Origin of the sequence: Actinomadura madurae (assembly GCF_900115095.1) — a bacterium.
GTDB classification, from domain to species: Bacteria; Actinomycetota; Actinomycetes; order Streptosporangiales; family Streptosporangiaceae; genus Spirillospora; species Spirillospora madurae.
In genome coordinates, this window is sequence record NZ_FOVH01000004.1 from 140,606 (window position 1) to 156,184 (window position 15,579).

12 protein-coding genes are annotated in these 15,579 nt (G+C 72.6%); 3 read left to right on the forward strand and 9 right to left on the reverse strand.

Going from position 1 to position 15,579, the window contains the following annotated elements:
- Positions 1-48: 48 nt before the first annotated feature.
- From hemB to BM339_RS13485, 7 genes are all read right to left on the reverse strand, one after another.
- Positions 49-1,032 carry a porphobilinogen synthase gene (hemB, locus tag BM339_RS13455; RefSeq protein ID WP_021591657.1) on the reverse strand — a complete coding sequence of 328 codons (984 nt, stop codon included), beginning with the start codon at positions 1,030-1,032 and terminating at the stop codon, positions 49-51.
- A 64-nt stretch (positions 1,033-1,096) separates the two neighbouring features.
- Entirely contained in the window at positions 1,097-2,626 is a 1,530-nt protein-coding gene (locus BM339_RS13460) for a bifunctional uroporphyrinogen-III C-methyltransferase/uroporphyrinogen-III synthase (RefSeq protein WP_256255364.1), read from the reverse strand.
- Between the two features lie 158 nt (positions 2,627-2,784).
- Positions 2,785-3,654 carry a hydroxymethylbilane synthase gene (hemC, locus tag BM339_RS13465; RefSeq protein WP_420883410.1) on the reverse strand — a complete coding sequence of 290 codons (870 nt, stop codon included), beginning with the start codon at positions 3,652-3,654 and terminating at the stop codon, positions 2,785-2,787.
- A gap of 47 nt (positions 3,655-3,701) precedes the next feature.
- The gene (locus BM339_RS13470) at positions 3,702-5,279 is read right to left on the reverse strand and encodes a glutamyl-tRNA reductase (protein WP_083597606.1); all 1,578 of its coding nucleotides are present in this window, start codon (positions 5,277-5,279) and stop codon (positions 3,702-3,704) included.
- A gap of 73 nt (positions 5,280-5,352) precedes the next feature.
- Positions 5,353-6,093, reverse strand: coding sequence for a redox-sensing transcriptional repressor Rex (locus tag BM339_RS13475; RefSeq protein ID WP_024935749.1), 741 nt, complete (start codon positions 6,091-6,093; stop codon positions 5,353-5,355).
- A gap of 296 nt (positions 6,094-6,389) precedes the next feature.
- Positions 6,390-6,641, reverse strand: coding sequence for a glutaredoxin family protein (locus BM339_RS13480; protein ID WP_021591662.1), 252 nt, complete (start codon positions 6,639-6,641; stop codon positions 6,390-6,392).
- Between the two features lies 1 nt (position 6,642).
- A complete protein-coding gene (locus BM339_RS13485) occupies positions 6,643-7,962 on the reverse strand; it encodes a putative quinol monooxygenase (protein ID WP_075021035.1) in 1,320 nt (439 codons plus the stop codon).
- A 132-nt stretch (positions 7,963-8,094) separates the two neighbouring features.
- Between BM339_RS13485 and BM339_RS13490 the strand changes: the two genes are divergently transcribed.
- The 3 genes from BM339_RS13490 to BM339_RS13500 all read left to right on the forward strand — a co-directional run bounded on the left by BM339_RS13490 (position 8,095) and on the right by BM339_RS13500 (position 13,472).
- Positions 8,095-8,880: a sigma-70 family RNA polymerase sigma factor gene (locus BM339_RS13490; protein WP_083597607.1), complete on the forward strand. Its 786-nt coding sequence runs from the start codon at positions 8,095-8,097 to the stop codon at positions 8,878-8,880.
- Between the two features lie 371 nt (positions 8,881-9,251).
- Positions 9,252-10,139, forward strand: a complete 888-nt coding sequence (locus BM339_RS13495; protein WP_021591667.1) for an HAD family hydrolase — start codon at positions 9,252-9,254, stop codon at positions 10,137-10,139.
- Between the two features lie 69 nt (positions 10,140-10,208).
- The gene (locus BM339_RS13500) at positions 10,209-13,472 is read left to right on the forward strand and encodes an ATP-binding protein (protein ID WP_075021036.1); all 3,264 of its coding nucleotides are present in this window, start codon (positions 10,209-10,211) and stop codon (positions 13,470-13,472) included.
- On the opposite strand, the gene BM339_RS13505 is transcribed toward BM339_RS13500, so the two are convergent.
- Together BM339_RS13505 and BM339_RS13510 are read right to left on the reverse strand one after the other, a co-directional pair.
- A complete protein-coding gene (locus BM339_RS13505; protein ID WP_075021037.1) occupies positions 13,450-14,235 on the reverse strand; it encodes an ABC transporter permease in 786 nt (261 codons plus the stop codon). The two genes, BM339_RS13500 and BM339_RS13505, sit on opposite strands and share 23 nt — an antisense overlap.
- Entirely contained in the window at positions 14,232-15,221 is a 990-nt protein-coding gene (locus tag BM339_RS13510; protein ID WP_075021038.1) for an ATP-binding cassette domain-containing protein, read from the reverse strand. Before BM339_RS13510 ends, BM339_RS13505 begins: the two co-directional genes overlap by 4 nt.
- Positions 15,222-15,579: the final 358 nt, after the last annotated feature.

Here is a 15,579-nt window from a genome sequence, read left to right on the forward strand (position 1 = left end):
CCGGAAAACGACCCTAAGTGACTAGAGGGAGTCCCGGGACAGGTGTGATCAGGAGAGCCTGCGGGCCACTTCCGCGGCCCAGTAGGTGAGGACGATGTCGGCGCCCGCGCGGCGGATCGACAGCAGCGACTCCATGATCGTCCGGTCGCGGTCGATCCAGCCGTTCCCGGCGGCGGCCTCGACCATCGCGTACTCGCCGCTCACCTGGTAGGCGACGACGGGCACGTCCACGGCGTCGCGGACGCGGCGGACAATATCGAGGTACGGGCCGGCGGGCTTGACCATGACCATGTCGGCGCCCTCGTCGAGGTCGAGGAGCACCTCGCGCAGCGACTCGTCGGCGTTCGCCGGGTCCTGCTGGTGGCTGGCGCGGTCACCCGACCGCGGGGCGCACTCGGCGGCCTCGCGGAACGGCCCGTAGAAGGCGGAGGCGTACTTCACCGAGTACCCCATGATCGCGATGTCGGGGTGGCCGGCGCCGTCGAGCGCCGCCCGGATCGCGCCGACCTGGCCGTCCATCATCCCGGACGGGGCGAGCACGGCGGAGCCCGCCTCGGCCTGCGCCCGCGCGATCGACGCGTACCGCTCCAGGGTCGCGTCGTTGTCGATCTCGCCCGCGTCGGTGAGGACGCCGCAGTGCCCGTGGTCGGTGTACTCGTCCAGGCACAGGTCCGAGATGAGCACGGTCGCGTCGCCGAGGTCGGACGCCAGGTCGCGCAGCGCCCGCTGGACGATGCCGTCCGGGTCGTCGGCGGCCGAGCCGGTCGCGTCCTTCACGGCCGGGACGCCGAACAGGATGATGCCGCCGACGCCGGCCTCGACCGCCTCGTGCGCGGCCTTGCGGAGGCTGTCGCGGGTGTGCTGGAACACGCCCGGCATCGACGAGACCGGCTGCGGCTCGGAGATGCCCTCCTTGACGAACATCGGCAGCACGAGGTCGGCCGGGCTGAGCCGGGTCTCGGCGACCAGGCGCCGCATCGCGGGGGTGCGCCGCAGCCGCCGCGGCCGCGCGACGGGGAACTGAGCAGACATGATCCCTCTGGGTTTCCTCGGGTGGGCTCTGTCTCTTCGGGTGTGCTGTCTCTTCGGGTGTGTGCTATCTCCTGCGCCGGGCCCCCCGGCGCATCTGGCTGGGCTTGCGGAGCGGATCCCCCGCCTCGATCTGGGCCGCCCGCCGCTTGGCACCGTACTCCGCGAGGGCCTCCGCGAGGGCGGATACCGACGGCTTGTCCGCCTCGACGTCCACGCGCAGCCCGTACTCGCGCGCCGTCTTGGCCGTCTGCGGGCCGATCACGGCGATGACCGTGACATTGTGCGGCTTGCCGGCGATCCCGATGAGGTTCTTCACCGTGGAGGACGAGGTGAACAGCACCGCGTCGAACCCGCCGCCCTTGATCGCCTCGCGGATCGGCGCGGGCGGCGGCGCGGCCCGGACCGTCCGGTAGGCGGTCACGTCCTCGCACTCCCAGCCGAGCTCGGTCAGCCGGGCGATGAGCACGTCGGTGGCGATGTCGGCGCGCGGCAGCAGCACCCGGTTGATCGGGTCGAGGTCCTCGTCGTAGGGCGGCCACTCCCGCGCCAGGCCCTCGCCGGACTGCTCGCCGGACGGGGTCAGGTCGGGCTGGACGCCGAACTCGACCAGCGCGGCGGCGGTCTGCTCGCCGACGGCGGCGACCTTGAGGCCGGCGAACGCGCGGGCGTCCAGGCCGTAGTCGGTGAACTTCTCCCGGATCGCCTTCACCGCGTTCGTGGAGGTGAACACGACCCACTCGTAGCGGCCGGTGACGAGGCCCTTCACGGCCCGGTCCATCTGCTGCGGGGTGCGCGGCGGCTCGACGGAGATCGTCGGGACCTCGTCCGGGACGGCCCCGTACCCGCGCAGCTGGTCCGACAGCGACGCGGCCTGCTCCTTCGTCCGCGGCACGAGCACCCGCCAGCCGAACAGCGGCTTGGTCTCGAACCAGGACAGCTTGTCGCGCCAGCTCACCACGTCCCCGACGATGATCAGGGCGGGCGCCTCCATGCCCTTGGTGTCGGACGCGAGCTTCTGCAGCGTGGAGACCACGGTCTCCTGCTCGGTCGTCGTGCCGAGGCTCGTCATCGCGGCCGGGGTGGAGTCGGGGCGCCCGGCGGCGACGAGGCCCTTCGCGACCTCCGCCACCGCGCCCTCGGCGCCGAGGATGACGAGGGTCGTGTCCGGGGCCGCGTAGCGCTCCCAGTCGACGCCGCCCTCGGAGGCGTCCACGATCCGGATCTCGCGGTTCTTGGCGTCCGTCAGCGGGATGCCCGCGTAGCCGGGCACGCCCGTCACCGACGACACGCCGGGCACCACCTCGAACGGGACGCCGGCCTTGGCCAGCGCACCGCCCTCGGCGGCGAAGCTGCACGCCACGCCCGGGTCGCCGCGGAACAGCCGGACCACCCGGCGGCCCGCCTTCGCGGCGCGGGCGGCGAGCTTCACCGGGTCGCCCTCCGCCGTGTCGATGATCTCGGCGTCGGGGCGGCAGTGCGTGAGGATCTCGGCCGGGCAGTGCGCCCGGCTCACGATGACCGTGTCGGCGCGCTCCAGCTCGGCGGCGGCGCGCAGGGTCAGCAGCCCGGGGTCACCCGGGCCCATGCCGACGATCGCGACCGTGCCCGGGTCGGCCGTCCGGCGGGCGGACGCCGCAACGGCGGCCCGCGTCCGGGCGCCCTTCGCGGCCGTGGCGGTGCTGTCAGCCGTGTGCTTGTCGGTGGGCTTGTCGGTGGTGGTCTTCTCGGCGGCGGTGGACTTCGCGGCGGGGCTCAATCGCGCTCCCCCATCAACTGGTCGGCCCCCTGCGCGAGCAGCCGGGACGCGAGGTCGCGCCCGATCTGCTCTGCGGCGTCCGGGTGGCCGCTTGCGGACAGCCGCACCTGCCGGCTTCCGTCGAACGCCGCGACGGTCGCCGTAAGATGCAGCCTTTCATCTATCTCGGCAGCGTATGTTCCCACGGGCGCGGAGCAGCCCGCCTCCAGCACGGCCAGCACCGTGCGCTCGGCGGTGACGGCCCGCCGGGTCGGCGGGTCGTCGACCGTTCCAAGCAGTTCACGGAGGTCGTCCCGGTCGGCGCGGCATTCGAGGGCGAGCGAGCCCTGCCCGGGGGCCGGCAGCATATGGTCCGGCTCGAAGACCTCGCCGACCGCGTCCAGCCGGCCGATCCGCTTCAGGCCGGCGTGCGCCAGCACCACGGCGTCCAGCTCGCCGTCGGCGACCTTGCGCAGCCGGGTGTCGGCGTTGCCGCGGATCGGGATGATCTCCAGGTCGGGACGCAGCGCCCGCAGCTGCGCGACGCGGCGCGGCGACCCGGTGCCGATGCGCGCCCCGCGGCGCAGGTCGGCGAGCTTCGCGGGGGCGCACAGGGCGTCGCGCGGGTCGTCGCGGACCGGCGTCGCCGCCAGCGCGATCCCCGGCGTCGCGGACGTCGGAAGGTCCTTCAGCGAGTGCACCGCGAAGTCCACCTCGCCGGAGAGGATCTTGTCGCGGAGCGCGTTGACGAACACGCCGGTCCCGCCGATCTGGGCGAGCAGGGCCTTGGACACATCACCCTGCGTGGTTACCCCGACCAGCTCGACGGCATGCCCCGTCAGCTGCGACAACGCGTCCGCGACGCCCCGGGACTGGGTCATCGCCATCAGGCTCCTGCGGGTGCCCAGCCGGAGCGGGCCCCTGCTCGCCGTACTCACGTCTCGTCTCCTTCACGCCCCGGGACCGTGTCCCGGGCGCTGACCGCCCGGACGCTCGCGGCCTGGGCGTTCACCGTCTCCACGTTCACGCCGTCCGGCGCCGCGGCACTCCCCCGCGGGGGCGCCGGGCTGACGCAGTCGGCCTCCGCGCACCCCGGATCCACCCGGGGCTCCTCCCCGCGCACATCCGTCCCGCGCACATCCGTCCCGCGCACATCCGTCCCGCGCACATCCGTCCCGCGCACGTCCATCTCACGCACGTCCGGCTCGCGCATGTCCGCGCGGGCCACCGCCTCGGGGGCCTTCGGGTCCAGGTCGAACAGCTCGCGCAGCGCGTCGGCGTAGGAGTCGCCGCCCGGCGCCGCCGCCAGCTCCTTGACCCGGACGGTCGGCGCGTGCAGGAGCTTGTCCACGACGCGCCGGACCGTCTGCTCGATCTCCTTGCGGGCCCGGTCGTCCATCCCGGGCACCCGGCCCGTGAGGCGGGACAGCTCGGCCTCGACCACCTCGGCGGCCTTGCTGCGCAGCGCGACGACGGTCGGCGCGACGGCGGCGGCGCGGGCCGCGCTGAGGAACGCCTCGACCTCCTCGCACACGATCCGCCGGACGGCCTCGACCGCCTCCGGGCCGATCGCCTGCGCGGCCTCCTGCGCGGTGCGCAGGTCGTCCAGGCCGGCCAGCTCGACGTCCGGGAGGTCGCCGGCGCTCCGCTCGACGTCGTGCGGCAGCGCCAGGTCGAGGAAGAAGCGGCGCCGGCCGTCCGAGCCGACGCCGCGGGACGTGAGCTGCGCGGTCGTCACCACCAGCCCGGTCGCGCCGGTGCACGACACCACCAGGTCGGCATCGGCGATCGCCGCGTCCAGGACGGACAGCTCGATCGCGCGGGACGGGACGTCCAGCGACCCGGCGAGGCGCACCGCGTTCTCGTGGGTGCGGTTGGCGACCACGACCTCGCGCGCCCCGGCGCGGCTCAGCGTGGTGGCGGCCAGCGAGCTCATCGATCCGGCGCCGACGACGAGCGCGCGCACGCCGGTGAGCGGCCCGAGGTGCCGAACGGCGATGTCCAGGCCCACGCTGACCAGCGACGCGCCGGCCTTGTCGATGCCGGTCTCGTGGTGGGCGCGCTTGCCGACCCGCAGGGACTGCTGCAGGACGTCGTGCAGGTCGCGGCCGAGCGTGCCCTCGTCCTGGGCGAGCCGGAACGCCTGGCGGATCTGCCCGAGGATCTGGCCCTCGCCGACGACCATCGACTCCAGGCCGCACGCCACCGCGAACACGTGCTGGACGGCGCGCTCCTCGTAGTGCACGTAGAGGTGCCGCGACAGGTCGTCCATCGGGACGCCCGAGTGCAGGGCCAGCAGCTCGGAGATCGCCGAGACGCCGCCGTGGAACTTGTCGACGACCGCGTAGATCTCCACCCGGTTGCACGTCGAGACGATCGCGGTCTCGGCGACGTTCGCGCACTCGTGCACCGCGTGCAGCAGCTTGACCAGATCGTCGCCCGCGACCGCCGCACGCTCCAGTACCGCCACGGGCGCGCTCCGGTGGCTGAGGCCCACGACCAGAATGCTCATTTGCCGTCTCCAGCGTCTCCGCTTGCCCGCCTTGCCTCGCTTGCCCGTCCTGCCCGCCTTGCTGCTGTCCGGCTCATAGTTCCACCGTCTCCACGTACTGCGCCGCGCCGGGGGGCTCCTCGGGGCCGGCCAGCGGGGCGACCCCGTCCGGCCCGCCCGCCTTGCGCTGCTCGTGGAACGCGAGGATCTGCAGCTCGATGGAGAGGTCGACCTTGCGCACGTCCACCCCGTCCGGCACCGACAGCACCACCGGGGCGAAGTTCAGGACGCTCGTCACCCCGGCGGCCACGACACGGTCGCACACGCCCTGGGCGGCGCCCGCCGGGGTCGCGATGACCGCGATGGACACGCCGTGGTCGGCGATGATGTCCTCCAGCCGGTCGATGTGCTCCACCGTCATGCCGGAGATCTCTTGGCCGACGATGGACTCGTCCGCGTCGAGCAGGCCCGCCACGCGGAAGCCGCGGGACGCGAAACCGCCGTAGCCCGCCAGCGCACGGCCCAGGTTACCGACACCGATGATGGCGACGACCCAGTCCTGGGTGAGGCCGAGCTCGCGGGAGATCTGGTAGACGAGGTACTCGACCTCGTAGCCGACGCCGCGCGTCCCATAGGAGCCGAGGTGGGACAGGTCCTTGCGGAGCTTGGCCGAGTTGACGCCGGCCGCCGCCGCGAGCTCCTCGGAGGAGACGGTCGCGACGCCGCGCTCCTGCAGGCCGGTGAGGGCCCGGAGGTAGACCGGCAGCCGCGCCACGGTGGCTTCGGGGATGCCGCGGCCCGCGCGGTCGCGGTGGCGGTTCTGTCGAGGTGTCACGGCCTGCTCTTCGGGCTCGACGCTGGGAAAGGTCATGGGGATGACCGCCGGCCCTCGGCACGCGCGGGCGGGCGGCGGCCTCACGGCCACGCCCCGGCCGCCCCAGGGCCGTCCACCAGGTTAAGCCTTTGTGAATACACGCACAAAGTCACCCCCCGGTTGTGGGGTCCGCGGGCGTTCCGGCTGATATACGAAAAGCCCGTCTAGCAGGGTCTTCCACCCTAAATCCGGAAAGGCTCGACGGAGCAGGGATGTGACCGACGAGACAAAATTTGTCCTATCGTCCCACGCGCCGGTCAGCGGAGCTTCGCGATGGCCGCGCGGAGGCGGGCCTCGTCGACGCGCCAGAAGTCGTGCTGGACGCCGTTGATCAGAGTGACGGGGATCTGCTCCCAGTACTGCTCGGTGTCCCGCTCCGACTTCGTGATGTCGCGCTCCTCCCACGGCACGTCCAGGTCGCGGGCGACGCGCTCGATCACCGCGCGGGCGTCCTCGCACAGGTGGCAGCCGGGCTTGCCGAGCAGCGTGATCATGATCTGCGCCGGCATGTCACCTCCCGGGGAACTCCGGCGCGGGCAGCGGCACCTTGGCCGCGCCGAGCTTCAGCTCGATCACGTTGGTGGCGATCACGTGGGTGCGGGACTCGGCGAGGAAGCGCTGCAGGTGCGGCTGGCGGCGGTGCGCGGCGAACGCCGCCTCGTCCCGGAACAGCTGGTAGAAGATCCGCTGCGTGGGGGCGCCCACCACCTCGTGCGAGGCGAAGATCAGCGTCTCGGGCTCGGCGGCCAGGGCCGCCTTCACCAGGTCGGCGGCGAGCCGGTCGAAGGCGCTCTCGCGCCCGTCCAGCAGCGTGTAGACGGTGATCTGGCCGCACGCGTTCGCCAGCTCCCCGCCGAGCGCGCCCGGCCTGGCGAGACCGGCGAGCGGCGACTGGTCGAGCGCGTTGCCGATCCCGTCGACGGCCGTGGGACCGGCCGGGTTGGGCGCCGGGCTCTCGGGGTAGGCGGGCTGCGCGGGGACCGGGATGCTGGTGTTCTCGGGGAAGCGCAGCTCCTCGGAGGACGGTTCGGGGAAGCGCAGCTCGCCGCGCCGCTGGTCCGGGGGCGGGGTCGGCGCCGGGACGGGCTCCGGCCGGGACGCGGGCGCGTAGCCCTGCTCCTCGTAGCCGGTGGCGGGCTCGTCCTCGTAGTCGTCGTAGCCCTCTTCGTCGTACACCGGGATCGTGCGCATCGCGCCGTACCAGACGAGGCCGGCGGCGGCGCCGAGCGCGATGACGGCGAGCGGCGCGGGCAGGAACCCGCGGGTGCCGCTGACCACCAGCACGCCGGCGAGGGCGACGAGCGCGATCGGGATGAGCAGCTCCGCCGCCTCCTGGTCCTGCTTGCTGGCCAGCCACGCGGTCACACCGGTGCAGCCCGCGAGCGCGAGGACCGCGACGACGTGCGCGCCGTCGATCAGCAGCAGCGGCAGCGCGTCGTAGGTGTCGCCCGGCTTGGGCAGGCTCTTGGACAGCGAGCCCTTGAGCGGGTCGAGGATCAGGATCACGATCGCGACGACCGTGTAGGAGATCGCGAACAGCCAGGCGGCGAACCGGACCTGCACGTACCGCGCGATCAGCTCGATCATGCCGAGCGCGAGCCACACCGGCCCGATCAGCGCCGCGCCGAGCTCCATCACGCGGAACAGCAGGCCGTTGAACCCGGCGAGGAAGCCGACGCCCATGGACAGCAGGGCGAGCGTGAGCCCGACCTGGGTGAACGACCAGGCGATCAGATAGAGCAGCCGGTCCTTGGAGGCGCGCTGAATCAGCAACCCGGTCGCCGCGAGGGCACCAAGGGTCGCCAATAGCGCGAGGAGAGCATCGACCATCGCGCCCCATGGTGCCCGATGCCGGGGGCGGACGGGTAACCGCTCCCGGGAACGCACCATTGCCTTGCGTACCTTTCGGTCTCTAGAGTGGCAGATCACGCCGGAGGTCGCGTACGCCCCGAGGAGAACTGCATGAGCAGCTTGACCCTCGATGCCGGGGTCGTCCCGCTTCCTCGGCCTTCCCGGGGCGGGCTGGTCCGTCCGGCCGGAAGAACCGCAGGCCGCTCCCCCGACCGTGTTGGTGACCGCGCCGGCGACCGTGTTGGTGACCGCGCCGGCGACCGTGTTGGTGACCGCGCCGGCGACCGTGTTGGTGACCGCGCCGGCGACCGTGTTGGTGACCGCGCCAGTGACCGGGCAGGTGACCGTGCCGAGGTTCTGAAGGCGCTGGTGCTGCGGGCGCGGGACGGCGACGCCGAGGCGTTCGGCTCCCTCTACGACCACTACGTCGAGCTCGTCTACCGGTACATCTACTACCGGGTGGGGACGCACTCGCTCACCGAGGACCTGACCAGCGAGACGTTCCTGCGCGCCCTCCGCCGCATCTGCGACTTCCACTGGCAGGGCAAGGACTTCGGCGCCTGGCTGGTGACGATCGCCCGGAACCTCGTCGCCGACCACTTCAAGTCCGGCCGGTACCGGCTGGAGGTCTGCACCGCCGAGCCGGCCGAGCCCGAGCACCACCAGGAGGGGCCGGAGCGGGCCGTCCTGGACGCGATGACCAACCGGACGCTGCTGCTGGCCGTCCGGCAGCTGGGTTCCGAGCAGCAGGAATGCGTGGTGCTGCGGTTCCTGCACGGGCTCACGGTCGCCGAGACCGCCCTGATCATGGACAAGAAGCCGGGCGCGATCAAGGCGCTGCAGTACCGGGCCGTCCGGTCCCTGGCCCGTATGCTCCCGGCCGACCTCCGCGGCTGAGCCCGCCCAGGGGCGCACGCCGGTTTCGGGACACCGGCCCCTTGCGCGACGGCTATTGCATTGTTTATCAATGAACCTTCGGGCCGTAACCCGGCCCGGAGCCCGCTCGTTTTGCGGGCAGGAGCGCGTTCGCGCCTGGAGTCCGCAAGGGAGCGGCCAGTGAGAACCGGGACGTGAAGACGAGGCGGGGAAAGATCGCAGAGCAGGGGAACGTGCTGGGGCGGCTACGGGCGGGCGACCCGAGGCCGGACCCGCGGTTCCGCGCCGTTCTGCGCGAGCGGCTGGTGGCGGCCGCGGGCGACCGGAGTGAGGACGGTCGCAATCACGGCCGTGCGGACGGCCACGGGGAGCCGGTTGACTAGGCTTCGCTCATGCGGCGAATCTGGCAGCGGGACTTCTGGGGCCGCGGCAGGGACGAGGACCACAAGAGCGCCGGAGAGGCCGCCGCCGCGGCGGCCGAACTGGGACCGCTCCCGGCGCCCGACCCCGCGGCGGCGGCGTTCTTCGACGTCGACAACACGATGATGCGCGGCGCGTCCATCTACTACTTCGCGCGCGGGCTCGCCGCCCGCAAGCTGTTCACCATGCGCGACCTCGCCATGTTCGCCTGGGGCCAGGCCGCGTTCCGGCTGCGCGGCACCGAGAACTCCGAGCACATCGGCAGCGCCAAGGAGGCCGCGCTCGCGTTCGTCGCCGGGCAGCGGGTCGACAAGATCGTCAACCTGAGCGAGGAGATCTACGACGAGGTGATGGCCGACCGCATCTGGCACGGCACCCGCTCCCTCGCCCTCCAGCACCTCGACGCGGGCCAGCAGGTGTGGCTCGTCACCGCCACGCCCGTCGAGGTCGCCCGGACGATCGCGCACCGCCTGGGCCTCACCGGTGCGCTCGGCACCGTCGCCGAGACCAGCGACGGCCTCTACACCGGGCGGCTCGTCGGGAACCTGCTGCACGGGCCCGCGAAGGCGGAGGCCGTCCGCGCCCTCGCCCAGCGGGAAGGGCTCGACCTGGCGCGCTGCTCGGCCTACAGCGACTCGATCAACGACCTGCCGATGCTGACCGCCGTCGGCGACCCGCACGCGGTGAACCCCGACGCGGAGTTGCGCGCGCACGCCAGGGACCACGGCTGGCCGATCCACGACTTCCGCACCGGCCGCAAGGTCACGATGGTCGCCCTCCCCGCCGCCGCGGGCGCCGGCGCCATCGCGGGCGGCGTGGCGGCCGGCATCGCCCTCCGCCGCCACTACCGCACGAGCTGACCCGCTCTGAGCCGCCCTGACCCGCTCTGAGCCGCTCCGTCCCGCTCCACCCGGCTCTAGTGTGTCCGTGTGACCGTCGAGCTGAGGCTGTTGTCCCGCGTCGCCTGTCGTGGGCGGGATGTCACGAGTCCTCGGCTGCGGGGTCTTCTCGCGCTGCTCGCGGGTGAGCCGCGCACCGGCGTGTCCGTGGTGCGGCTGGTCGAAGGGCTGTGGCCGGACGGTCGTCCCGAGAACCCGGCCAAAGCCCTCCAGGTCGTCGTCTCGCGGGCGCGGTCCCAGCTCGGCGCCGACGTGATCGCCAGCACGCCCACCGGGTACCGGCTCGGCTTGGACGAGGCCGCCGTGGACGCGTCGGCCGTGGTGCTCTCCGCGTCCGCGAGCGCCCGCTGCTCCCGTGACGGCGACCATGCGGGCGCGCTCGCGCACGCCGAGGAAGGGCTCGCGCTGTGGGAGGCGCCGCCAGCCGAGCCGGACGCCGGGGACGATCCGGTGTCCGTCCTGCGGGCGGATCGGGTCTCGACGCACTGGACGCTGATGCGTGCCCGCGCGCTCGCCCTGGCGCGGCTCGGGCGCCACGCGGAGGGGTTCGACGCGCTCACCGGTGTCGTCCGCGAGTACCCGCGGGACGAGGAGGTGCTCGCCGAGCTGCTGCGGTGCGAAGCGGCCACGGCGGGTCCTTCGGCCGCGCTGGCCCGGTACGAGTCCTACCGGCGCTCGCTGCGGGACGAGCTGGGCACCGATCCGGGGGCGCCGCTCCAGGACGTCCAGCGGGAGCTGCTGCTGGACGAGGCGCCCGCCGTCCGGCGCGGGGTCGCGCACGAGCCGAACCCGCTGCTCGGCCGCGACGGGGACCTCGCCGCCGTGCTGGGCCTGCTGCGCACGTCCCGCGTCACCTCGATCGTCGGTACGGGTGGTCTGGGCAAGACGCGGCTGGCGAACACCGTCGCGCGGGACGCCCCGCAGCGGGCGGTCCACGTCGTCGCGCTCGCCGGTGTCGCGCGGGACGAGGACGTGGCCGGGGAGGTCGCGTCCGTCCTCGGCGTTGGCGAGTCCCCTCGGGGGCGCGGACGCCTCGGCGGGCCGGCCGACCTGGTCTCCGCGATCGCGGACGTCCTCGGCCCGGGGCCGGTGCTGCTCGTCCTGGACAACTGCGAGCACGTCATCGACGGCGCCGCCGGCCTGGCCGGTGCCCTGGTGTCCATGACGCGGGATCTGCGCGTGCTCACCACGAGCCGCGCGCCGCTCGGGCTGTCGTCGGAGTCGGTGTATCCGCTGCCCGCCCTGGACCTGCCGACGGCCGTGGAGCTGTTCCGGCAGCGGGCGCAGGCGGCGCGTCCCGGCGCCGACCTGGCGGACGGGGCCGTCGAGGAGCTGTGCCGCCACCTCGACGGGCTGCCGCTCGCGATCGAGCTGGCGGCGGCGCGCGTCCGGGTCATGTCCGTGCCGGAGATCGCCCGTCGCCTGGACGACCGGTTCGCGCTGCTGCGGGGGAACGCGCGCGACGCGCCGTCCCGGCACCGGACCATGCACGCCGTCGTCGACTGGAGCTGGAACCTGCTCTCCCCCTCGGGACGGGCGGCCATGCGGGCGCTGTCGATCTTCCCCGCCGGGTTCACGGCCGACGCGGCGCGCCACCTGTTGCTCGGTGGCGAAGCCCTGCCGTCCGGTGGCGAAGCCCTGCCGTTCGGTGGCGAGGACCTGCTGTTCGGTGGCGAAGCCCTGCCGTCCGGTGGTGATGTGTTGGAGGTTTTGGAGGATCTCGTCGACCAGTCATTGCTTGAGGTGGTCGAGGGCGTGCCGGGGACCCGGTTCCGGATGCTGGAGAGCGTCCGCGAGTTCAGCGGGGCCCACCGGGAGGCCGAGGGCGAGACGGAACGCGCGGTCGCCGGGCTGCTCGCGTGGGCTCGCGAGTTCGGGGCGATGCACCACGGGCAGCTCTTCGGCGCCGAGCCGTTCGACTTCGTGGAGCGCGTCCGGGTCGAGCAGGACAACCTGCTGCACGTGCACCGCCACGGGCTCGCCCGGCAGGACGGCGCGGCCGTCGCGGCGGTGGCCGCCGTCCTCGGCGGGATGTGGACGCTGGAATCCGCCTACAGCCGGCTGATCGTCCTGCTGGAGGAGGGGGCGGGGCTGCTGAGCCGGTTCCGACCCGGGCCGGAGGACGTCGAGGTCACCCGGACGGCGCTCGCCCTCAGCGTCCTGATGACGTCCATGCTGAAGGGACCGCGTGCGACGCGCGCTCTCGTCGCGCTGCGGCGTCTCCCGGCACCGCCTCCGACCGACCCCGTCCGGGCCATGGCGCTCATGATGGCCTCGATGCCGGAGATCCTCGGGCCGGACAGTCCCGTCCTCACCGCGATGTGCGCGAGCGACGCCCCCTCGCTCGTCGCCGTCGCGAACTTCGGCGCCGGCTACCTGTACGAGAGGAACGGGGATCTGGACGGCGCGGTCGCGGCCACCGAACGGATGCTCGCAGGGGCCGGTACGTCGCCCGCCCCGTGGCTGCGGCTGCTCGCCCACTCGCGGCTCAGCGAGCTTCTGGCGCAGCTCGACCAGGGCGAGCGTGCCCTGCATCACCTTCACACGTCGCTGGAGCTGATGGAGCGGCACAGGTGGCCTGACACGTTCGGGCTGATGTGGGCGCTCGCCGCCGCGCACATCTCCCTCGGGCAATGCGACGAGGCGGAGCAGTGGCTCGACCGGTCGCTCCTCCAGGGCCCTGGACAGGACGACGAGTACGGCACGGCCACGTTCACTCTCGGTGCGCGCGCGGAGATCGCGATCGCACGCGGCGACGTGGACACCGGGCTGCGGCTGTGGCGGGAAGCGGTGGATCGGCTCTCCCGCGATCCCAACCCGATGGTGGCGTCCGACCTGGACCCGTGGACGCTCGAAGCCCACTGCGTCGCCGTCGTCGCCCACGCCGGGCACGGCCGGCTCGACCTGGTCGAGGACATCGTCGCGGGGCTGCCGGCCAAGCTCGCCGTCCTGCTCTCCGACCGGCAGGAGCCGCTGCCGTCCTTCTTCATGGACCTGCCCGTCTGCGGCGGTCTGCTGCTCGCCCTCGCCGCGGCGGAACTCGCCCGACCCGATGTCGGGTCGGACGGTCGGGCGTGGGCCGCACGCGCGATCGCGCTCGCGGAGCGGCTCCACCACATCCGGGCGTTCCAGCCGACCATGTCGTCCGCGCCCGCTCGCCGCGCCGCCGAGGAAGCCGACGGGCCGGCGTATGCCGACGCGGTGTCGGAGTACGCCGGCCTCGGCCGTGAAGAGCTGCGGGACGCGGCCCGCCGACTCATGCGGACCCGCGTCAGCGGGGCGCCTTCCGGTTGAACAGCACCTTCGAGTACACGTAGCCGGCCAGGGCCAGGCCCGAGCACCACGCGAGGGAGAGCATCACGTCGCGCACGTCCGGCGTCGTCAGGAGCAGGCCCCGCACCGTCTCGATGATCGGCGTGAACGGCTGGTACTCGGCGAACCACCGCACCCCGGCGGGCATCGACTCCGGCGGGACGATCGTGCTGCCGAGGAACGGCATGAACTGGATGATCATCGGCGAGTTGCTCGCGCCCTCCGGGTTCTTCGCCAGCAGCCCCAGCGTGACGGCCACCCAGGTCAGCGCGAACGTGAGCAGCAGCATCAGCCCGATCGCGGCGAGCCAGTCGAGGACGCCGCCGTGCGTCCGGAACCCCATCGCGACCGCGACGGCGATGACCCCCGCCGTGCTGATCACCGTCTGGATCATGCTGCCGACGACGTGCCCGGTCAGCAGCGAGGACCGCGAGATCGCCATCGTCCGGAACCGGTCGACGATGCCCTCGGTCATGTCCATGCAGATGGCGACGGACGTCGCCATGCACCCGGAGGCGATCGCCATCAGGATGATCCCCGGCGACACGTAGTTGATGTAGTCGCCCTTCGCCGCCCCGCCGACGCCCTCGCCGAGCGCGTTGCCGAAGACGCCGACGAAGAGCAGGAGGATCAGGATCGGGACCATCATCCCGGCCAACGTCAGGGACGGGTAGCGGAGCGCGTGCCGCAGGTTGCGGCGCAGCATCGTCGCGGAGTCGGTCGCGGCCTGCGTGAGCGTCGTCATCGCGAACTCACCCTCTCGTCCTGGTTCTCGTGGTCGGTCTCTTGCCCGTGCTTGGTCTGGCCGGTGAGAGCGAGGAAGACGTCGTCCAGATCGGGGGTGTGGACGGAGAGATCGTCCACCTCGATCGACGCGTTCTCCAGGTGGCTGAGCAGCGATCGCAGCGACCGGACGCTGCCGTCACTCGGCACCTGCAAAGCGAGCGCGTCGTCGTCGCGCGTCGTCACGCCGAGCGTCCGCGCCGCTTTGTCCAGCTCGGCCGGATCGGCGAACCGGAGCCGGACGTGCCCGCCCGGGACCAGCCGCTTCAACTCGTCAGCCGTGCCCTCGGCGACCAGCCGGCCTTCGTCCAGTACCGCGATCTTGTCGGCGAGGTGGTCCGCCTCCTCCAGGTACTGGGTGGTGAGGAAGATCGTCACGCCGCCCTGGACCAGCTCCCGGATGATCTCCCACATCGTCCGCCGGCTCCGCGGATCGAGCCCGGTCGTCGGCTCGTCCAGGAAGATGATCTGAGGGTCGCCGATCAGCGTCATCGCGATGTCGAGCCGCCGCCGCATGCCGCCCGAGTACGTGGCGGCCGTCCTGCCCGCCGCATCCACCAGGTCGAACCGCTCCAGCAGCTCGTCGGCGATCCGGCGGCCGTCGGCCTTGCCGAGGTGGTGCAGGTCCGCCATCAGGATCAGGTTCTCCCGGCCGGTGAGCAGACCGTCGACCGCCGAGTACTGCCCGGTCACCCCGATCGCCCTGCGCACCCCGTCGGGGTCCTGCGCCAGATCCCGTCCGGCGACGCGCGCCTCGCCGGCGTCCGCGCGGATCAGTGTGGACAGGATCCGCACCACCGTCGTCTTCCCGGCCCCGTTCGGCCCGAGCAACGAGAAGACCGTCCCGCGCGACACTTCCAGATCGATCCCGTCGAGGACGACCTTCTCCCCGAACGCCTTCCGCAGCCCGGTCGCATGGATGGCCGTCTGCCGTGCTTTCGTTGTCATGCCACGGAGTTTGCATCCTCCAATTTTCAGCACACTTTCATTCGGGTTTCATCTCTAATCTTGAGAATGAAACCGGCATCGAATTTGAGCATCGGAGCGCCATGCATTGTTCGATGTTCGTTCGGCCGTGCGGTGGGGGCGGCGCTGCGTACGGGGCCGCCCCTCCAAAGTCAAGGGCGCCTTCGGCGTCGCTTCGCGATGGGACTCCGTCCCACCCTTGACTTCGGAGCCTCTACGGCCCCTAGGTGCAGCTTTCATCGGGCAGGCTCCGCCTGCCCCTGCCCGACGCGCCGCCCCCACCGCCCTCCAAGAGCCGACAACCCAAAGCGAACAATAAGGGCGGAGCGCAAAACCGCCG